This is a genomic window from Sedimentitalea sp., from assembly GCF_039973035.1.
In the GTDB taxonomy this organism is placed as follows: domain Bacteria; phylum Pseudomonadota; class Alphaproteobacteria; order Rhodobacterales; family Rhodobacteraceae; genus Sedimentitalea.
Window position 1 is genome coordinate 1 of record NZ_JBDWLR010000095.1, and the last position, 19,395, is coordinate 19,395.

The 19,395-nt window shown below is 57.1% G+C and carries 25 protein-coding genes and 1 pseudogene; 15 read left to right on the top strand and 11 right to left on the bottom strand.

All coding sequences use genetic code 11. The features are described from left to right. Positions 1–244 precede the first annotated feature (244 nt). Positions 245–721 carry an NUDIX hydrolase gene (locus tag ABJO75_RS26905; protein WP_348127798.1) on the top strand — a complete coding sequence of 159 codons (477 nt, stop codon included), beginning with the start codon at positions 245–247 and terminating at the stop codon, positions 719–721. Positions 722–787: 66 nt separating this feature from the next. Continuing rightward, on the top strand, positions 788–2,272 hold the full coding sequence (locus ABJO75_RS26910; protein ID WP_348127801.1) for an inorganic phosphate transporter: 1,485 nt from the start codon (positions 788–790) through the stop codon (positions 2,270–2,272). Positions 2,273–2,428: 156 nt separating this feature from the next. On the opposite strand, the gene ABJO75_RS26915 is transcribed toward ABJO75_RS26910, so the two are convergent. The 7 genes from ABJO75_RS26915 to ABJO75_RS26945 form a co-directional block, all read right to left on the bottom strand. Beyond that, a complete protein-coding gene (locus ABJO75_RS26915) occupies positions 2,429–3,043 on the bottom strand; it encodes an SMC-Scp complex subunit ScpB (RefSeq protein WP_348127804.1) in 615 nt (204 codons plus the stop codon). Continuing rightward, a complete protein-coding gene (locus ABJO75_RS26920) occupies positions 3,040–4,002 on the bottom strand; it encodes a DUF1403 family protein (protein WP_348127806.1) in 963 nt (320 codons plus the stop codon). Before ABJO75_RS26920 ends, ABJO75_RS26915 begins: the two co-directional genes overlap by 4 nt. Before the next feature lie 108 nt (positions 4,003–4,110). Beyond that, positions 4,111–5,619, bottom strand: coding sequence for a tripartite tricarboxylate transporter permease (locus tag ABJO75_RS26925; RefSeq protein ID WP_348127809.1), 1,509 nt, complete (start codon positions 5,617–5,619; stop codon positions 4,111–4,113). A 6-nt stretch (positions 5,620–5,625) separates the two neighbouring features. Beyond that, positions 5,626–6,099, bottom strand: coding sequence for a tripartite tricarboxylate transporter TctB family protein (locus tag ABJO75_RS26930; RefSeq protein WP_348127811.1), 474 nt, complete (start codon positions 6,097–6,099; stop codon positions 5,626–5,628). Between the two features lie 95 nt (positions 6,100–6,194). Continuing rightward, the gene (locus ABJO75_RS26935; protein ID WP_348127814.1) at positions 6,195–7,181 is read right to left on the bottom strand and encodes a tripartite tricarboxylate transporter substrate binding protein; all 987 of its coding nucleotides are present in this window, start codon (positions 7,179–7,181) and stop codon (positions 6,195–6,197) included. 113 nt (positions 7,182–7,294) lie between these two features. Further along, on the bottom strand, positions 7,295–8,038 hold the full coding sequence (locus ABJO75_RS26940; protein ID WP_348127816.1) for an SDR family oxidoreductase: 744 nt from the start codon (positions 8,036–8,038) through the stop codon (positions 7,295–7,297). A gap of 121 nt (positions 8,039–8,159) precedes the next feature. Next, positions 8,160–8,849, bottom strand: coding sequence for a GntR family transcriptional regulator (locus ABJO75_RS26945; RefSeq protein WP_348127819.1), 690 nt, complete (start codon positions 8,847–8,849; stop codon positions 8,160–8,162). 319 nt (positions 8,850–9,168) lie between these two features. Between ABJO75_RS26945 and ABJO75_RS26950 the strand changes: the two genes are divergently transcribed. Genes ABJO75_RS26950 through ABJO75_RS26960 form a run of 3 tightly spaced genes read left to right on the top strand, consistent with a single transcriptional unit; the run spans position 9,169 to position 12,071 of the window. Further along, complete coding sequence (locus ABJO75_RS26950; protein WP_348127822.1) at positions 9,169–10,185, top strand: TRAP transporter substrate-binding protein; 1,017 nt, start codon at positions 9,169–9,171, stop codon at positions 10,183–10,185. A 36-nt stretch (positions 10,186–10,221) separates the two neighbouring features. Further along, entirely contained in the window at positions 10,222–10,764 is a 543-nt protein-coding gene (locus ABJO75_RS26955; RefSeq protein WP_348127825.1) for a TRAP transporter small permease subunit, read from the top strand. Beyond that, positions 10,761–12,071, top strand: coding sequence for a TRAP transporter large permease (locus tag ABJO75_RS26960; RefSeq protein ID WP_348127828.1), 1,311 nt, complete (start codon positions 10,761–10,763; stop codon positions 12,069–12,071). Before ABJO75_RS26955 ends, ABJO75_RS26960 begins: the two co-directional genes overlap by 4 nt. 17 nt (positions 12,072–12,088) lie before the next feature. On the opposite strand, the gene ABJO75_RS26965 is transcribed toward ABJO75_RS26960, so the two are convergent. Then, positions 12,089–12,802, bottom strand: coding sequence for a substrate-binding domain-containing protein (locus ABJO75_RS26965; RefSeq protein ID WP_348128160.1), 714 nt, complete (start codon positions 12,800–12,802; stop codon positions 12,089–12,091). On the opposite strand from ABJO75_RS26965, the gene ABJO75_RS26970 reads away from it, so the two are divergent. The 10 genes and pseudogenes from ABJO75_RS26970 to ABJO75_RS27015 all read left to right on the top strand — a co-directional run. After that, entirely contained in the window at positions 12,747–13,001 is a 255-nt protein-coding gene (locus tag ABJO75_RS26970; RefSeq protein ID WP_348127831.1) for a DUF1989 domain-containing protein, read from the top strand. The two genes, ABJO75_RS26965 and ABJO75_RS26970, sit on opposite strands and share 56 nt — an antisense overlap. A 186-nt stretch (positions 13,002–13,187) precedes the next feature. Continuing rightward, a complete protein-coding gene (locus ABJO75_RS26975; protein ID WP_348127834.1) occupies positions 13,188–13,355 on the top strand; it encodes a hypothetical protein in 168 nt (55 codons plus the stop codon). 122 nt (positions 13,356–13,477) lie between these two features. Beyond that, positions 13,478–13,954: a hypothetical protein gene (locus tag ABJO75_RS26980; protein ID WP_348127837.1), complete on the top strand. Its 477-nt coding sequence runs from the start codon at positions 13,478–13,480 to the stop codon at positions 13,952–13,954. Between the two features lie 34 nt (positions 13,955–13,988). Continuing rightward, positions 13,989–14,465, top strand: coding sequence for a glycine cleavage T C-terminal barrel domain-containing protein (locus ABJO75_RS26985; protein WP_348127840.1), 477 nt, complete (start codon positions 13,989–13,991; stop codon positions 14,463–14,465). A 184-nt stretch (positions 14,466–14,649) separates the two neighbouring features. Further along, the gene (locus ABJO75_RS26990) at positions 14,650–15,072 is read left to right on the top strand and encodes an ATP-binding cassette domain-containing protein (RefSeq protein WP_348127842.1); all 423 of its coding nucleotides are present in this window, start codon (positions 14,650–14,652) and stop codon (positions 15,070–15,072) included. Between the two features lie 44 nt (positions 15,073–15,116). Next, positions 15,117–15,530, top strand: coding sequence for a hypothetical protein (locus ABJO75_RS26995; protein WP_348127845.1), 414 nt, complete (start codon positions 15,117–15,119; stop codon positions 15,528–15,530). Positions 15,531–15,625: 95 nt separating this feature from the next. Further along, on the top strand, positions 15,626–16,063 hold the full coding sequence (locus tag ABJO75_RS27000) for a hypothetical protein (protein WP_348127848.1): 438 nt from the start codon (positions 15,626–15,628) through the stop codon (positions 16,061–16,063). Positions 16,064–16,207: 144 nt separating this feature from the next. Then, complete coding sequence (locus tag ABJO75_RS27005; RefSeq protein WP_348127851.1) at positions 16,208–17,074, top strand: ABC transporter permease subunit; 867 nt, start codon at positions 16,208–16,210, stop codon at positions 17,072–17,074. 192 nt (positions 17,075–17,266) lie between these two features. Then, complete coding sequence (locus tag ABJO75_RS27010) at positions 17,267–17,506, top strand: hypothetical protein (protein ID WP_348127854.1); 240 nt, start codon at positions 17,267–17,269, stop codon at positions 17,504–17,506. Between the two features lie 66 nt (positions 17,507–17,572). Then, positions 17,573–17,797 (top strand): annotated as a pseudogene (locus tag ABJO75_RS27015) (glycine betaine ABC transporter substrate-binding protein); the annotation flags it as partial. Between the two features lie 92 nt (positions 17,798–17,889). Here the strand turns inward: ABJO75_RS27015 and ABJO75_RS27020 are convergent. From ABJO75_RS27020 to ABJO75_RS27030, 3 genes are all read right to left on the bottom strand, one after another. Further along, positions 17,890–18,258 carry a cytochrome c3 family protein gene (locus tag ABJO75_RS27020; RefSeq protein WP_348127857.1) on the bottom strand — a complete coding sequence of 123 codons (369 nt, stop codon included), beginning with the start codon at positions 18,256–18,258 and terminating at the stop codon, positions 17,890–17,892. Continuing rightward, positions 18,255–18,884: a hypothetical protein gene (locus tag ABJO75_RS27025; RefSeq protein ID WP_348127859.1), complete on the bottom strand. Its 630-nt coding sequence runs from the start codon at positions 18,882–18,884 to the stop codon at positions 18,255–18,257. Before ABJO75_RS27025 ends, ABJO75_RS27020 begins: the two co-directional genes overlap by 4 nt. 64 nt (positions 18,885–18,948) lie before the next feature. Continuing rightward, positions 18,949–19,392, bottom strand: a complete 444-nt coding sequence (locus ABJO75_RS27030; RefSeq protein WP_348127862.1) for a cytochrome c — start codon at positions 19,390–19,392, stop codon at positions 18,949–18,951. Positions 19,393–19,395: the final 3 nt, after the last annotated feature.

Here is a 19,395-nt window from a genome sequence, read left to right on the forward strand (position 1 = left end):
TTGCCGTGCGACTTCGGAAAATAGGGCTTCAAACGCGCCATCTGCGCGTCGCTCAACCAGAAAAGATCAGACATATCACCGCTCAGTTTTCCGGCGGTGAATCATGATGCTCGCCTGAAATCAATGGGTCCAGACCCTAGGGAAACAGCTGGTAAACGCCCTCCGACGTTCCGAAATTTGAAATATCGCGCTAGATCGCCTATATTGGTCGGCAAAAGAAGAATAGACGTCGAGTAGTTTCAGAATGCATTCAGTCTTAAATTCAGTTTGGGAGTTTTTTCCCGGCCCCTTGCTGCAACGTCCCAAGAGGCTTCAGCTTGCAGCCCTTTGCCATCGCGGTGAGGGTGCCGACAGGGAGTACCTGCTTATAACCAGCCGGGATACGGGCCGCTGGATTATCCCCAAGGGATGGCCGATCCGGGGCCTCAAGTCGAATGAAACTGCCCTGCGCGAGGCTTGGGAAGAAGCTGGCGTCACAGCGAGCAAAGCTGATGATGAGCCCATCGGCGTTTATACCTATGACAAGCGACTGGCCAGCGGCTGGGCAACTCCGGTTGAGACGCTGGTGTATTCGGTGTCAGTCGGAGGATTGGTGGATGATTTTCCTGAATCGCACCAGCGTCGACGCATCTGGGTCGATGCGGGAACAGCCGCCGAAATGGTGAACGAAGAAGAACTGAAGCACATCTTTCGCCACCAACAGGCCATTTCTCTGAGCTAAATTTGAACTGCTGGCAATTGCGCCAGATAAGCGATATTCGTCATTTTCGGGCAGGAGATGACATATATGGACGAGAAGAAGGGCGATCCGCGCCACCTAGAGACGCTTGATCGCGATCTTGCGCGTTATTCCAACCTCGAAATGGCGACCAACTATGTATCCCGCCCGATGGTGGGTCTGGGTGTATCGCTGTGTTTCATTCTACTGACCGGCATCGCTGCATTGTCGTTTTTCGGGCAAGACAGCGACGCGATGATCGTGGTTATCGCGGCCTGCCTCGGGGCCTATATGGCACTGAACATCGGTGCCAACGACGTGGCCAACAACATGGGTCCGGCTGTCGGCGCCAAGGCGCTTTCCATGGCCGCTGCAATCGGCATCGCGGTTGTCTTTGAAAGTGCGGGTGCGCTGATCGCGGGTGGCGATGTCGTTTCCACGATCGCCAAAGGCATCATCGCGCCAGAAAGCATCGGGACCGCGTCGGTGTTTGTCTGGGCGATGATGGCGGCACTTTTGTCCGCCGCTCTTTGGGTTAATCTGGCGACTTGGATCGGCGCTCCTGTTTCCACGACGCACTCTGTGGTTGGCGGCGTCATGGGCGCAGGCATCGCTGCGGCCGGATTCTCAGCCGTCAATTGGCCCACCATGAGCGCAATCGCCGCCAGCTGGGTAATCTCACCAGTTCTGGGCGGGGCCGTTGCTGCGCTGTTTCTTTGGTTGATCAAATCCCGGATCATCTATCGCGATGACAAGATCGCGGCTGCACGCGTTTGGGTCCCTGTTCTTGTGGGGATCATGGCGGGCGCGTTTGCCTCATATCTGGCCCTGAAAGGTCTGAAGAAGGTCGTCAAGATAGACCTGACATCGGCCTTGGCAATCGGTGCCGTGATTGGCGTCATAATATGGATCGTGATGATCCCGATAATTCGCAAACAATCGATCGGACTGGAAAATCGGAACAAATCGCTCAAGACATTGTTTGGCATTCCGCTGATCGTGTCGGCGGCTTTGCTGAGCTTTGCCCATGGGGCAAACGATGTCGCAAACGCCGTTGGACCTCTTGCCGCAATCGTCCACGCCTCGCAATCCGGAGATATCGGCGCCGCCATCAGTATTCCCACCTGGGTCATGATCATCGGGGCCTTTGGCATTTCATTTGGCCTGTTCCTTTTCGGGCCAAAACTGATCCGCATGGTTGGTGGCCAGATCACCAAGCTTAACCCGATGCGGGCCTATTGTGTGGCCCTGTCAGCCGCGATCACGGTCATTGTGGCCAGCTGGCTTGGCTTGCCGGTCAGTTCGACCCACATCGCCGTTGGCGGAGTGTTTGGCGTCGGCTTCTTTCGCGAATGGGACGCCGAACGCCGTATCCGCAAAGCGCGCCTCGAGATGCCGGACCGCCCGAAATACGCGCCCGAAGAACGTCGACGGCGCAAACTGGTGCGTCGATCGCATTTCATGACGATCGTAGCCGCTTGGGTGATTACGGTTCCGGCCGCCGCAGCCCTGTCGGCAGCCATCTTTTATCTCATCAATACGTTTATGGCCTGAAGGTTTCGCGCATTGCCCGGTTGACGCGCGCGCGTACATCACCTCGGACAGGTCGGCTTTATTCGGCATAAACGTCTTCGGCGCCTACATAGCAAGATATCGCATCTTAGGCGCAACACTGTCGAGTTTGTAAGTTGAGAGCCTGTGGCGACCGCGTTAGCCCGATTTCACTACCGGGTCTGGCGTAGGGTCGAAATCCTCCAGCCCCAGATCCGGCAAATCCCTCAGGCTTTGCAAATCAAAGGTCGTCAGAAATCCGTTGGTGGTAACAAATGTGTGCGGCGCACCGGGTCGTGGCGATCGTGGCCCGGTGGTGATCAGGTCTCTCAGCCGCAGACGCGACAGCAGATCGCGGCTGATCTCCTTGCCAAATATCTCGGCAAGGCCAGACCGGTCAATCGGTTGGTGATAGGCGATGGCGCAAAGGACAGCCATCTCCATCTCGCTGAATTCCATCGCCCCATTTCCAAGATCGGCCGCAGCCTTGACCGCATCAGCGAATTGCCCTCGCGTGCGAAACATCCAGCCGCCAGCCGCCTGAACCAACTCGTAAGGGCGATTGCCAAGTTCCGCGCGGATGTCCTCGATCACAAGATCGACCGAAGCCCCTTGCCCTATGACCCGCGCAAGGCTGTCTCGATCTACTGGAGATGCGCTGGCAAAAAGCACCGCCTCGACACGCCCCATCCATTCGCGCCAGCGCAATTCTGCTGGCCGGTCTTCGAGTTCGCGATCAAACTGCTCTTGCTGCGGTTGCGACTTCGTCGTCATGGACCAATCCCGTAAAGCCGGAATGTCGAACGCCCGGTCAACTCGCGCGCAACGCCGAGTTCAACCAGCCGGTCGCAAAGTCGCCGCGCCGCGCGATCTGTCATCGGAACTTTGGTCCCTTGAACACGGGGCGAGAGCATCGAAGAAGCGGCAATCGCATCCTGGGACAGGAACAGATCGACAGCAGCGTCCGAAGCCTTGGAGCGAAGTTTTGGCGCAATCGCTTTCAGTGCGGCGGCCCTCAGCGCCAGATCGCGCGCCAGATGGATTGTATCATGAGCAGAGTCGAGCATCCGGGCCTGAACGGCAATTGATGCTCCGGGCTCGTCCGCAACCAGAGCGCGCAAACCAGCCTTCGTCAGCCGTTGTGATGTGATCGGAAGCGCCACCTTCCAGTTCAATGAAAGCGCCAATACCAGATCCGAAAGAAGGCACGCCAAACGTTCGGCGCGGTCGTCAGCCGAAAGAACTGCGTGAAGGGCGTGAACACTACCACCGATGGGGCCATTTTCCCGAGCGTGATTGAGCGCCTCGTTGAGCCTGGGGGCGATGTCAGCCTCATACTCTATTCCCGCAATATCACAGATTTTGGCTCGCCAGTTTGATCCGCTCAAAGCAAGCCGCGCCGCATCGCGCCAGTAGGCGAGCAGGTCGCCATCGGGTCCACGCGCCTCTCCGGGAGGTGTGAGGTGGAAGGCATCCCGGATATCAGTTTCCCGCGCCAACCGACCTTCGAGCTTTGATGTCGCCGTCGCCGCCCGCAATGCCAAAGTGTTGGCCAGCAGTTTTTGTGGCACAGCAACGGCCGGATCATTCAGCGCCGTGTCCAATACCGACAGGCTCGCACCAGAGAGAAATGCGATGTTCTCCGCGGTCTTGGGCAACGTTGATTTTGCCCAGACCGGGAGTTTGGGAAAACGCGGGTTATTCTCGGTCCGGATCTTGGTTTGCTGCCTCATGGAGGCGACTGTAAACTGCGCCGCCGACTATGGCCATAATTGACAGGCTGGGCGCTGCACCAATTCAAGTGACAGAGGTCTTCCTTGCTGGCGTAACAAGACCTTTGGTCAGGACGACGCACCTCCGTTCATGCGCCGGGTTCGCCACCGTAACAGCATGGCCACGAGAGGAGCGAGCCAGAGTAGGATAGTTATAATCCCCAAAGTCGCCGCAATAGGCCGCGAGAAGAAGCCAAGCGGATCGCCATCAGCCTTGATCATCGAAGCCATGAAATTGTCCTCGACCATATTGCCGAGCACGATCCCCAGGATCGCAGGCGCCACCGGAAAACCGTTTTCTTCCATCAGATAGGCGAGGACGCCAAGCACCAGCATGACCGTGATGCCAAAGACAGAGTTGTTGATGGCAAACGCGCCGACCATGCAGAACACCAGAATGATCGGCATCAGGACCTGACGAGGAATGCGCAGGATGTATCGCGAGAGCTTGATTGCGCCAAATCCCAGCGGAAGCAACGCGAGGTTCGCCAGAAAGAACGCGAGGAAGACCGAATAGATCAACTCGGGGCGTTCGATGAAAACCATCGGACCCGGATTCATTCCCTTCATGTAAAGCACGCCAATGACAATCGCCGTGATGGAATCTCCGGGGATGCCGAACACGATTGCAGGAACCCATGCGCCGGCCAGGCTTGCATTGTTGGCAGCGCCTGCATCGACCAGCCCTTCGGGATTGCCGGTGCCGAATTTCTCAGGCTCCTTTGAGCGTTGCTTGGAAATGGCATAGGATATCCAGGCCGCGATATCGGCACCGGCACCGGGCAGAATCCCGACAACCGCACCGATGGTAGACCCACGCGCGATATTGAATTTGTACTTTTTCAAGATCGGGCCAAGCCCCTTGAAAACGCTGCCGCCCGATCGTTGCGGCACTTGGGTCACGACGCGGTTCGAGGCGACATACCGCAGCACCTCGGATATCGCGAACATGCCGATCATCGCGGGGATAAAGCTGACGCCCCCCATCAATTCGACGCTGCCGAAGGTAAACCGGGGGTGCCCTGCCGTGCCGTCAATGCCGATGGTCGCAATGAACAGACCGATGAATAGTGAGACGAACCCCTTCAGCGTCGACCCGGTTGATATGATCACCGCACAGGACAGGCCAAGGCAGGCGAGCCAGAAATACTCGAAGGACGAGAATTGAATGGCAAATTCCGCAAGCATGGGGGCACTCAGAGACAACACGATGCTGCCGGTAAGACCGCCGATTACCGAGGTCACCAAAGCGATGCCAAGGGCGCGTTCACCCAGCCCCTTCTTGGTCATCGCATAGGCTTCGTCGCAATAGGCTGCCGAGGCGGGCGTACCGGGAATGCGCAGCAATGCACCGGGGATATCACCCGCGAATATCGCAGTCGCGACAGTGGTAACGATTGCGGCAATTGCCGGGACCGGGTCCATGAAGAATGTAAACGGGATCAGAAGGGCCGTCGCCATCGTCGCCGTTAGGCCGGGAATTGCACCGACAAACAAGCCAAATATGGCGGCCAGCACCATCACGCCAAGCGTCTGCGGGTCAACAATCAGTTCGAATGATTTGATCAGGGTGTCCATTTCAGATCACCATGCCACGGGCAACAAGATGCCCCAAGGAAGCGGCACCAAAAGGACCTTGGCGAACACCGTGTGGATGACGAACGTGGTCAGGACCGCAACAAAGAGGCTCAGACGCCACGTCGATCCGAAACGGATCAGAAGGGTCGTCAGTATGAGCAGCGAGCAGGGAATGAACCCCAAGCTGTCGGACAACAGGATATAGAATACGATGCAGCCCAAGACGATGACGACGTTCAAAACGTTGTCCCGGTCCTGAGCCCAGTCGCCGATTTCGACCATCGGCACAGTTGCCCGGTCGGCGATGCCCTGAAAAATCAGAATGGCGCCGCAGACAATCAGCCCGATACCGATGAGTGTCGGGAAAAGATCCGGCCCGTAATTCTGGCCGTGCAGTCGGGGAAAGGTCATCGCATAGGCAATTTCAGCCATTGCGAACAAGATCAAAAGGGTTCCGGGGACGGCATTGTTGAATCGCATGTCAGTTCCCATCATGTGAATGAATCAAGTACAGGAAAAGGGACCGCGACCAGTTCGTCGCGGACCCTTTCAAATGCGGTTGTGGGAAAGCCCGACTATTTGGCCAGTCCAACAGCGTTCATGACAGTGCCCAATGCTTCATCGCTATCGGACATCCATGTTGCGAATTCGTCACCCGGCTTCCACACCAGACCAAAGCCGCGCCCTTCCATGAACTCCTGAAACTCTGCCGAGTTCCAGACAACTTCTAGGGCAGCGGTAAGCGTGGTTACGGCTTCTTCCGGCATGCCCTTGGGACCAGCGATTCCGCGCCATGCCGCCATTTTCCAGTCAGAACCGGTGGCTTCGTTCAACGTCGGGACATCCTCAAACGCGCCGAGGCGTTCGTCGCCCATCACGGCAAGGGACTTTACCTTGCCTGCATTGATCAAGGCTGCGGATTCAACAACTGAACTTGTGACGACATCAACGCCGCCGGCAACCAGTTCCTGAAGACCCGCTGCTGCGCCTTTGGAAGGAACCCATGGTGCCGCGTCTGCGCCAGCGCCTGCATCATTCAACATTCCCGCCAACGCCAGATGCCAAATGCCGCCCTGACCGGTCCCGGACCCTTTGTATTTTCCGGGCTCGGCCTTGACCGCTTCCAGAAATTCACCTGCGGTTTCCCATTCGCTGTCGGCGCGCACCTGAATGCCCGCAGCGTCATAGTTGTAAAGCGCGATTGGAGTGTAATCCAAGCTGGTCAACTCTGTCAGCCCGGCCCAGTGCATCATGCCGATTTCAACAGTGACAACGCCGATGGTGTACCCATCCGGCGCTGCGGTCGCGATGGCGGAATGTCCGACCACGCCGCTGCCGCCAGTGCGGTTGACGACGTTGACCGGCTGGCCAAGCTCTTCTTGCAACAGGCTCGCGATCATCCGCCCTGTCGCGTCTGTACCGCCACCAGCGCCCCATGGCACGATCAACGTGAGCGGGCGTTCGGGGTATTCCGCATAAGCGGGCGCAGTTGATGCGATCAGTCCCGCGCCCAGCATGGCTGCACTTAGCGCAATGGCTTTTAGAGTCTTTGGCTTGGTCATTAACATTCCTCCCAGATTGTCTGTTTTATACCGCAACTATGGCGCGGTTCCTCCCCCTCAACCAGCCCCTTTGGGCTGGATGAAGGTATTTCGCATGTCTTGAAGTCCGGCGGTTACGAAAAAAGAATGCCGCCGTTGATGTCCACACAGGCACCGGTCATGAATGCGGCCTGATCGGACGCCAGGAACACGGTCAGATTGGCAACATCCTCCGACAACCCTTCGCGTTTGAGCGGCGTCGCGTTAGCCACGACCTTGCGCACTTCGTCCTTGGTGAAGATGTTGTGGAAGTCGGTGTCGATCATGCCGGGGCAAACGGAATTGACACGGATACCGGGGCCAAATTCCTTGGCCATGCCGCGGGTCATTGTCATCACTGCACCCTTAGACGTCGCATAGGCGACCGCACCGGGGCCACCGCCATCACGACCGGCCTGGGACGCGTAGGTGACGATGCTGCTGCCATCAGGCATGTGCGGCGTTGCCGCCTTTGCGAGATAGAACAACGACGTGACGTTCAGGTCCATGACCGCATTCCAATGCGCGACATCCATATCGGCTATTGTCTTGCGAGCAACCAGACCGCCCGTCACGTGAACCAGCACATCGATGCTGCCGCCAAATTCTGACCGGGTCTTTTCGACGAGCTTTTCGACATCCGCCTGATTGGTCATGTCCCCTTGCAAAGCAAAGGCTTTGCCACCGGCTGCGGTGATTTCCGCTACGGCAGAATCGGCGCCTTCGTTGCTCGAATGATAGTTGATCGCGACATTTGCACCCTCTTCTGCAAGCCGCATCGCACAGGCGCGACCGATATCGCGGCCACCACCGGTAACGATCGCCGTTTTTCCATTCATTCCCATAAGGAGTCCTCGAATTTGTAACATTGCGGGCGTCCATCGGCCCGTCAGAGAGTCAAACTAGTATGGTAGTATCCCTCTTCTGTCAACGTTGTTGTTACCTGAGCGTGTCCTAGAATCAGTCTTCGAAGAAATCGGGATATTTCTGGCTGGCGCTGGCGAGGGTGGCATCAAGGTGTTTCAAATGGCCACGGGTTTTCGCCACCGCCAGTTCTTCGTCCCGCGCGCTGATTGCATCGAACATGCCAGTGTGCCCCTCAAGAACTTCCTGCATTCCAGCGGCATCAGCCAGTTCGAGCATGCAGACCCGATCGGTATGTGCCTTGTTCTCTGCAATGATCTTGAACACCGGCAAACGGTCCGCTGCGATACAGATCAGATTGTGAAATTGATAGTCCAGCGGGTGCAGCGCGCTTGCGTCGCCTGCCTTGACGGCCAGTTCTTGCTCTTTGAGGTTATCCCGGATCGCCTTTAGGCCTTTTCGAGATGCACCCCTGCAGGCCGCACGGACAACCTCTACCTCCAACGCCGCCCTGATAAACCGGGTGTTGTGCAAATCCTGATGCGAAATCTTGCGAACGCGTGTTGCCCTTTGCGGCCGGATTTCGAGCAGATTCAGCTCCCCCAACCGCATGAACGCCTCTCTGACCGGTTGCCGGGACACAGCATAGGCCTTGGCAACTTCGACTTCGGAAATTTTAGAGCCGGGCGTCAGTGTGAGCGAGATGATATCCGATTTGAGCTGACGGAAAAGTTCTTCCGTCGTTGTCAGCCGGGTCGCGTCATAGGACGTTTGCTGCGCAATCATTCGATTATCCGATACGTTGTTAATCCCAATGTGATGCGTCCGCGCGCCCGCTTTCGCCAGTCATTTAGGGCAAATGCGTTCTCATTTTCAACTTCCCTTACATCTGGTCGGCTTGCTGTTGATACAGTCGTCTTGACCATCAAGAACGAGCGTTTGACCACCCACGGCACAACCAATGTTATACATCGAAAAGTAACATACTAGTCTACATTTTTCTTGACGGATCGACATTCACCAGCTTATCTCGGACCAGATTTACACTGAATCTGACCGTCCTGACCTGCTGATGGGCGTAAAAATATATAACGGGAGGAACGAAATGACGTTTTTTGGAATCACCACAAAACAGGCGACTCGCCTTACAACAAGCTTGGCTCTGGCAGCCGGGATTGGCGCGGCATCGCTGACTGCGGCCCAGGCGCAGGAAGTGACTTTGCGCGGCGCAAGCATGTTTGATGAAAATCATGCCTTCACCAAAACCATGGTGAAATTTGCCGAACTGGTCGAAGAAAACTACGATGGCGACGTTGAGTTTGACCTGCGCCTGAATGGTGAACTGGGCGTAGAAAAAGACTATGTCAATTTCCTGCAGCAAGGTGTGGCGATCGACTATACCATCATGGCACCGTCCAATATGGCCAAGTTTGCGCCAGCGATTCCATTGATGGACATGCCATTCCTGTTCCGTGACCTTGATCACTGGAACACGGTTCTGTCGAGCGATGCCTTCGCGCCGCTGGAAGCGGAACTGGCCGAAAACGCTGACATCATGATCATCGGCTATACCGGTGGCGGCGTGCGCAACCTGGTGTCCAGCGAACCTGTTGGCAACATGGACGAATTGACGGGCCACAAAATGCGGGTCATGGGTGCGCCCATTCAGGCGCAAATCTTCTCTGCGCTAAACGCGGCGCCTTCGGCAATCGCCTATAACGAAGTTTACAACGCCATCCAGTCCGGCGTGATCGCGGGCTTTGAAAACGAGGCAGCCAGCATTCAGAACCTCAAGTTCTACGAAGTTGCACCCCACGTCACGCTGACCAAACATACGATCACCGTGCGTCCGATCGTCATGAGCGGCAAATCCTTCCGCAAGCTGCCCGAAGATCTGCAAGCCGCGATCCTGAAGGCCGGCGCCGAAGCGGGTGCATATGGCCGCGAACTGGAATCGCGCGAAGACGCCCTGAAGCTTCAGCAAATGGTAGATGCTGGCCAGGTTCAGGTGCAGGAATTCGAAGGCCGCGAAGATCTGCTTGAGATGGTGGTTCCGGTTCAGGACTCTTTCGCCGCCGACATCGAAGCAACCGATCTGCTCAATACTGTGCGGGGCATGTGATACGCATTTCGGGAGCCCCCTTCTCTGGGGGGCTCCTTGAGCTTTCTTGGGGCTACTGCCCCGCAGCAACAAGGCGGTATCATCATGGTCGGGCGCTTTCTCGAAACCTTCTGCAATGGCCTGCGCATTCTTCTCGGATGCCTCATGGCATCACTTGCGGTTCCGGTCGGGATGCAGGTGATATCACGCTACACCGGCATCATCCCAACATTTCTTTGGACCGAGGAACTGGCGACCTTCATTTTCGTCTGGGTTGTCATGATCGGATCGATGGTCGCGGTCTGGGACGGAACACATTTTGATGTCGTCATTACACCGGATGCCCAAAGTCCGTTGGGCAAGCTGATCCAGACATGGGTCGTTTATATTTTTATCACGATATTCGCGCTCTTGTTCGCCTGGTACGGGATCGAATATGCCAAGGTCGGTTCAATCCAGAGTTCGGTCATGATGCGGGCCAACCTGCTGTGGATCTACATCAGCGTCCCGGTTGCCGGGGTCGTCTGGGCCATGTTCAGCGGGTATCGCCTGTATGAGGCCCTCACCACATATCAACTCAGCAAGAGGGCAACGTCATGATCGTCACAACAGGCGTCGCCTGCGCAATTCTTGTCGGTGGGTTTCTCGCACTGATCCTGATCCGGGTCCCGGTCGCCTTCGCCCTTGGCATCGCCACGATACCAATCGTGATACTGGACATCCGGTTGACTCCATTCATCATTCTGGACCGGATGTTTCAATCCTATAACTCTTTCATCCTCTTGGCCGTACCGTTCTTCCTTCTTGCTGCCAACCTGATGAATTCCGGCAAGATCACCACAAAACTGATCGATCTGGCGCGGGTTCTGACCGGATGGATGCCTGGTGGGTTGGGCCATGTGAACGTGGCGGTTTCGATGCTGTTCGCGGGTATTTCGGGGTCGTCCACTGCCGATGCTGCCGGTTGCGGCAAAATCCTGATCCCTGCCATGGTCAAGGAAGGCTACGACACCCGCTTTGCTATCGCGATCACGGCCTGTTCCTCGGTTATGGGCGTGATCATTCCCCCCAGCATCCTGATGGTCGTCTGGGGTGGCGTCATGCAGATATCGGTGGGTGCCCTGTTTCTGGCCGGGGCAATCCCGGGTCTGCTGATCGGTTTTGCGTTGATGGCGACAGTCTATGGATACGCCAAGGTCTATGACTATCCAATCGCCCTCAAGCCCACACTTGCCGAGTTCTGGAGCGTGTTCAAAGGCGCGGCACTTGCGATGCTGACACCCATCCTCGTCATCGGTGGCATCGTCGGCGGAATCGTAACACCTACTGAAAGCGCCATCATCGCTGCCGGATATGCCTTGATCCTAGGAGTCTTTGTGTATCGGACCGTGACCATCAAGGATCTCGGCGGAATATTCTACGACACCGGTCGCTTTGCCTCGATTTCCCTGTTTGCAATTGGCACTGCATCTGCATTTGGCTGGATGCTCGCCTTTTACAATGTGCCTCGCCTCATCGTTGAAACTTTGACCGCGTATCAGTTCGGCATGCTCGGGACATCTCTTGTCATTGCTGCGCTGTTTCTCTTCTTTGGCCTGTTCATCGACGCAATTCCCACGATCATCATTCTGGGCACGGTTCTGCTCCCCGTTGCAACGGCCGCAGAGATTCATCCGATTGCCTTTGCGATCATCGGGATCATTTCGCTGGCATTCGGTCTGGTGACGCCGCCCTATGGCTTATGTCTGCTGATATCGGCCGCGATCGGCGGAATGAATGTCGTCAGTGTCATGAGGGATGTCTGCATCATCCTTGCGCCGATGCTGCTGATCCTGCTGCTCATCATGCTGTTTCCGGAAATCGCCCTCTGGCTACCACGCACGCTGATGCCGATGACCTTCCAGTAAACGTTCAGGCGGCGCCGTCAGAGAGTCCGGACCGAAGCACGTTCCACAATACGACCGGGAAGTAGTCGGGGCATCAGGACGGCGCCGTCTTTCAAGTGATCCACGAATTGCGCCGCAACCTCGCGTCCCATCAATCCGGCGGGCAGATCATTTATGGTTAGCGGGGGAACGGCGTCCTTGGCCCAGTCCAACTTGTCAAATCCCATGACCGAAACATCGTCCGCCACTTGCAAACCCGCCTCGGACAGGCCGAAATAAACGCCGAGCGCCAGCACATCGGACATGCAGAAGACTGCGGTTATACCGGCATCGCGTGCCAAAGCTTTGGCGATTGCGCGTTTGCCAACTTCGACCGCCAGATCGGTTTCCACACAATCCAATGCTAGTGAATCAGTTGCAGCTGACAGCGCCCCTGCCCGCCGCGCGGCGGTTCGGTCGCTCTCAGCCAAAGGACCGTGGATGATCCCCAGCCGTCGATGCCCCTCCTCGGCGAGATATCGCACCGAATTGGCCGCGATCTCAAAATTGTCGTATCCGATTGTTGGCGTCGGACTTTCTGCGTCCCAGATCGACGTAAAGACATAGGGAACCTGCCGGTGCGTCAACGTTCCGGTCAGCTCGCCCAGATGCGCCGCCCCGCTGAGAATAAAGGCTTCGGCGCCCATCTCAAGAAGCTTGCGCGCGGCCAGAAACTCCTGTTCCGGATCAACGTGGCAAACCGCGAGGACCAGCGATCCAACCGCGCGCCCTCTATCGCGGGATTGGGCAGGCCGACCATCTGAAGCTGCATGTCGGATGCGGCGAAGCCGGGCGCATTCCGGTCTGGGCGATAAATTCTATGATCAGGACATTCGCCCGTTGCAGGCCGTGCGGCGCGATAGCGTTGGTCGCCACGATACGTTCGCTCTGGTCTGCACAGGGAGCGGCTAAGAGAATCGCGGGTTTCCCGGTCACGTAAATTGCTCGGACAACATTACCAAAGCGTTTGCCCCCTATGGCATTGCATCACGGCGCGCCTAGCCTGCGATCAATTTCTTCTTCAACTCATGGATCAACTGGCAACAGCACAGTCTGGCCGGCGATGAAGCCTAGTCGCGCTCCGGTGATCATGTGGTGATGGAGGCCTTGACCGATCTGGTCTGTGTCTCAACCGCCTGCCCGGATGATATCGACCCGATCAATGGCTGGAAACCCACGGACGTCCATGTCCGTATCTATCAAAAGGATACATCCATCGCTCATTCAGTCTCATGGCGTCCCAGCCGGATGATGCTGGAAGTCTGACGCGCCATTCGGCCTTTCACCGCCGCACCTCTGCTCTGACTCGACGCTTTCATGCCTCACGCGACCTGTAAGTCGCGATCGAGGAGTATTGGGCCTGCAAGAATGCCGTCACCCTGCAAGACATGTCCGGTCTGCGCAAATATAATGTTGTCCGCCCGGATGCTGAAGCGCTGTTGCAACATTGTCTGACGCAGGATGTGTCACGGTTGGCGCAGTATCGTGGCATCTACGCACTGATGTGCGACGAACGCGGCGGGCTGCTGGATGACGGTACGCTGTTCAGGCTTGAGGTAACTGCGTTTCGCTGGTGCTGCGGGTCGGATCATTCTGCAGAGCATTTGCGCGAACAAGCCGAGCAATTGGGCTTGAACGCCCGCGTTTTGTCGCTGGGCCACCGGATGGTGAATCTGGCGCTTCAGGGGCCGAAATCGCGCGATATCCTACGTGATCTGGTGTTCACCCAACCGTCACATCCGGCGTTGGACAACGTCAAATGGTTCGGGTTCACCATTGCACGGCTTCGCGACCGGGATGGGCCGATGTTTATGCTCTGCCGTTCGGGCTTTACCGGCGATCTCGGCTACGAAATTTTTTTGTGATCGCGACGACGCGCTGGAAATCTGGGACGGGCTTATGCAGGCAGGCGCGCCGCACGGGTTGGTGCCAATGGGCGGCACCGCCCTGAACATGGTGCGCATCGAGGCCGGGCTGATGATCGCGGGGCCCGAGTTTGGCCCCGATCATGATGCGCTCGAAGCCGGGTTAGAGTTTTCCGTCGACTTAAAGAAAGAGAGCTTCGTAGGTAGACCAGCCCCTGAACGCAATGCGGCCGCCTCTCGCCGCGTGCTGGTGGGCCTGCATATTGCCGGCATCATGCCCCCGTCACGGAGACGCTGTCTTGTGGGTCGCGAGAAGGTGGACGTCGTCACCAGCGCCTGCCACTCGCCCCAGTTGGGTCACCCAATTGCGATGGCCCACATGACTGTCGAAAACGCTGAGATTGATAGCAATCTTGAGGTCGGCAAACTTGATGGCCACATGAAGCGGTTGCTGTGCACGGTAGCCCCGCTCCCATTCCTGGATCCAAAACGCATAAAGGCGCGCGCATAAACCAACAAAGCTCTGAAGCAGTTGTCGTCGCCAACTATGTCTTGAAAATCTTTGGCGCGCGCGCCGAGGAAGCCATGCAGGCCGTCCTCAAGGAGAACCTGACCAAAGCCGAAGTCCTTGAGCAGTGCCAAGCCATAGCAGGCGTGCGGGAAGTGTCGATTTCGGTCGGCGAAGGCGATGCCTTTTGCATCATAGGCTTGTCGGTTCGGGCAAATCGACGCTCTTCCGCCATATCAACCGGCTTACCGAACCGACCCGCGGCGAAATCCTGATCAACGGGGTCAATGCGGACAAGCTGGGCGCCGAAGACCTGCGTCAGGTCCAGGCACAGAAAATCGGCACGGTCTTTCAGAACATGGCGCTGTTGCCGCATAGCACGGTGCGCGACAACATCGCCTTTGCCCTCGAGCTGCGCAATGTCGATGCCTTTACCCGTGCCAAGATGGCCGACCGCGTCATCGAATTGGTCAGCTTACAAGGCTATGGGGATCGGCTGCCCGCTGACCTGTCCGGTGGCATGCAACAACGTGTTGGATCGGCCCGCGCGATGGCCGCAGACCCCGACATCCTGTTGATGGACGAACCTTTTCAGCGCTCAATCCGTTGATCCGGCGCGGATTGCAGGACGAGTTTCTGGAACTGGCCCGGACGATGAAGAAGACAACACTCTTCATCACCCACGATCTTGATGAAGCGATCCGCATGGGCAACCGCATCGCCATCATGAAGGACGGCGCGATCGTGCAGATCGGCACACCCGAAGAGATCGCGACCAATCCGGCGGATGATTATGTCACCGATTTCGTCGGCGGGATCTCCAAACTGAAACTGTTCTTCGCCGATACCGTGATGAAACCGACTGAGGCCTATACCCGCAACGGGGTCACGCTGCCGCCGCTTGCGGACTGTCCGACTGCGGACCCCGAGGATAATCTGGATGTGCTAGTCACCCCGAGCGGTCGATCAGGAACATCCAATCATCATCATGAGCGATGGAAACCCTGTCGGCATCGTCACCTAGGACGCATTGCTGCACGGCATCAAGGGCGAGATCAGAGAACATGAACAGCGCAGCCGATCTGCGCGCACCGTTTGTCGAATTCGCCGGACCCAACGGCGACTATTAGACTGACATCTTTCTGAAAATCCAGAAATCAACCTTGGGCCAGTGGCACAGCAACAAGGCTGCGTTGCTGGGCAATTTTGTCTGGGCGGCACTGCGCGGAAGCTGGCTCTTGTTCGCCATAGGCTTCGTGATCGACCTAACCACAGCGTTAAATCTGGCGCTGGTCCGGAAATACTCCAAAGCCGCGATTGCTAACGCCGACAAGGATTTCCTGATGGTCCGATACAAAGGATGGACATCAAACCATCTGATCGCGGTGATTGTCACCTTTGCGCTCGGTCGGTTGCTGTTTGGGTGGCTGGCCGATCGGTTCTATGCCACCCAGTACAGCAGGTGGCGAGTCGATCACGCGGTCAACAACCGTGTGTCCGTCCAGCGCCTGAGCCTGTGCGGTGTCATCTTTCTGGTGATTGCGCCTCTGATGCTGTATCGCGCGACGCAATTCGCGCCGGACGAACGGACATGCCTGTGACAGGATCGCGCCATCACCGCAGGGAAATACGTCGGGTTCAAAGAGCGGTTCGATTGTTCATTCATCGGCGAATTCCCGACGCTGATCTGGATCGACCGCCCCGAAGAAATCACTTTTGCGCGCAACGACAACGGCGACCGGATCATGCTCGCCACACCGCCATCGCCAAATGCCCCACCTGTCAATTTGCTGACATACGTTTCCGAAAAGATCGACACTGGTGTCTCTTATTCAACTGTCTTCTACGGCTTCCTGTTTGATGGGATCACACAATTTCTGCGCGGGATGCTGGGGGAGATCACCTCGGTCTTTGTCGGAATACCCTGGCCGATCACCATGGGCATCCTGCTATTCCTGTCATGGAAGATGGCCGGTACACGCACCGCCATATTCGTAGGGGCATCACTGTTCTATCTCGCGATTTTCGGCTTTTGGCAGACTGCAATGGACACCATGTCACTGGTGATGGCGGCCTCGATCATCTGTGTAGTGCTGGGTTTGCCGCTGGGTATTCTGGTCGGTAAATCCGCGCGCGGCCAGAGTATTGTGACCCCGATTCTGGAGTTGTTGCTGACGATCCCCTCGTTTGTCTACCTGCTGCTTGCTATCGCGTTCTTTTCCATCGGCAAGCCAACGGGTATTCTCGCAACTGTGATCTTTGCCATGCCGCCGATGGTCCGTTTGACAGCCCTCGGCATCAAGCACGCCCCCGAAAACACCAAGGAAGCCACCCTCGCCTTTGGCGCCAACCCACGCCAGTTGCTGGCCAAGGTCGAATTTCTGCTTGCCCTGCCGTCAATCATGGCTGGCGTAAACCAGGTCGTGATGATGAGCCCGTCGATGCTAGTGATCGCAGCGCTGATCGGTGCGGGCGGCATGGGCTATATCGTCGTCGAGGCGCTGGAAAACACCGAAATCGAACGCGGGATCATGGCTGGTCTGGGCATTGCCCTGTTGGCAATGATGATCGACCGCATCGTGCAAAAGACCAACCGCAACCGTGAACAATAAAATCAGGGCGCGCGTCTCGCGTGACCCTTTCCAGCCAACAGGAAACCCATAAAGATTATCAATAACATACTCACAGGGGCCGGGCTGACAGCCGCATCCGCAAACGGCCCCCTCGCTCAGGAAGATGCCACCGTGGCAATTGCTGATTTGACCTGAACCGGCCCGTCGGCCACCAGCGATGTCATACAGCCGGTGATCAATGGGCCGCTGAATACAGAGGCCGTCATCATTTCCGGTCTCTCAGACGGTTCGGTGATTGCCGCAGGCATGGACAAGAGCGACGGTTCTGCCGACGTTTACACTGACCTCTGTATGCCGAACCGCGCGGCCATCTGGGATGAATTCATCGACGGCGCAAAGACGGTGGGTCAAAACGCACCCTATGCAGGCACTCAAAGACTGTATGTTCAGGCGTTCATGGCCGATCCCTAGGTGGCGGCGATGTTTGACAAGGACGGCAATGGCAAAGGCGAATACTAGGCTGGCGACGTCGGCTGGAAATCCACACGGATGTGGGAGGTAAAGTTCAAGAGCTATGGCCTTTCGGATCTGTGGGAGGCCGAAAACCTGCCCGATGCGACCTTCAAGGCCCAGCTCAAGACCGCTGTGCAATGCGAGCAACCGATCCTCTTCGACTACTGGACGCCGGAATGGGTCCATGCCGCCTATGATCTGTCACCCGTCGCCGATAGCATGGATATCGTGAACAGCTCGATCAACTGAGCCAACACGGTGCCCACCCCTCACGCACCCGGCAAGGCAGACAGGCCCTGCCGGGTGTTTTTGGTGATGACACCCATTGGCGTTAGACCCGATCAAAACGCATCGTCGGGCAGGTGACAATCGACACATCGCCGTGCCGGTCCGCTGGTGTTGCCCAAGGCCTGTTCTTGCACGTGACAGGACCGGCAAAGTGTGTGGAACTGATGTTCGAACAGGTGCGCCACCTTTTCGTCGGTCGCATGACAGGCAATGCAAGGTAGGCCAGCCGTTCCATCGACAAATTCGTGGTGGCAGGTACCACAGGCGACATCAAAATGATCCGCATGCGCAAACGTCATGGGGAGGAGCGGTCTGACGGTCTTAAACATCGTTTCGCGCTTTGCCGAACTCGGCGCACCCGGCGGCCCCAGTACGACAAGCGCGACGCCGATCAATATCACAACCAACAGCACCCATTTCATGACCCGGCATTCCGAACCAGAACGAACAGCAGGATCGCAATGCTTCCAAAGGACAGATAGACCACGCTGGAGGCAGAAGGTGGGTGCGAAAGTCGGCTCCAATACTGGCGGCCAAAGCAGGCCCCCAGCCCGATCAGTGCAAGCAGCACCCATTGCGGCCAACTCGTCAGGTAAATGCCACTGAGCAGAACGTGATGCGCGGTGGCCGCGACGACGATGAAACCCAAAACACGATGGGTGTTCCTAAAGCTGCTGAATCGTTTGTGAACGCGCATCCGATCAGGCATGCGGGCGAGTATGCTTAGCGCGGCAAGCGAAATGATCCCGACCAATCCGGCCCACATGTAGAGCGGAGCGCCCGGCTGCAGATAGACCCGGACCACCGCATCGCCCGCAAGAAACCAGAAAGCGTGTGCGATGGCCACGGCCAGTACCAGATACCCGATGTTTTCGTGCCTGCGCGCCGTTAGTGATCTGGGATATGGAACCATCTGGAACAACAAACCCGCAAGGGCCAGAAAGCCCAGTGCATTGCCGAAATCCCAGTAATACCCGCCGCCGACCCGGCCCGTGAACAAAAAACTCGTCGCGAACACCAGGACAATCAGGATCGCGAGAACAGTCATACCGGCGTCTATCGATCCTGTCGCACGCCGCGCACCCGGCATTCGCAGACCACCAGAAGGTCGATCACGGCCACGGATACTCTGCGATCTGAACCCCTTTATTGTTCAACTCGTCCACAACATGGCGGCGATACGAGACCACATCCGCGACCGGCAACGCCCGTCGACGCGTGACCTCTTCAGCCGTGAACTCCTCGCCGCCCTCGCCCCACTTGTCGAGGATATAGTTCAAAACACCCGCCACATCAGCATCGGTCATGTTCGTCGAAATGACGCCGGGAACATGCATGATATAGGTCCGCCCGATTTCGGTTCCGGCAATATGACCAACAGAATCCTGAAATGCGGGGATGCCACCTTCGATGGCACCCTCGCCGTCCTGCCGGTGACATCCGGAACAATGCAGAGTGTAGTTTGCATGGGCCGATAGCGCCTCGGCGCTGGCGGGCGACGCGAAGAGCATCGCATTTGCCAAAATGGCTGCCAGAACAAGCAGGGTTCTTGTCATTCT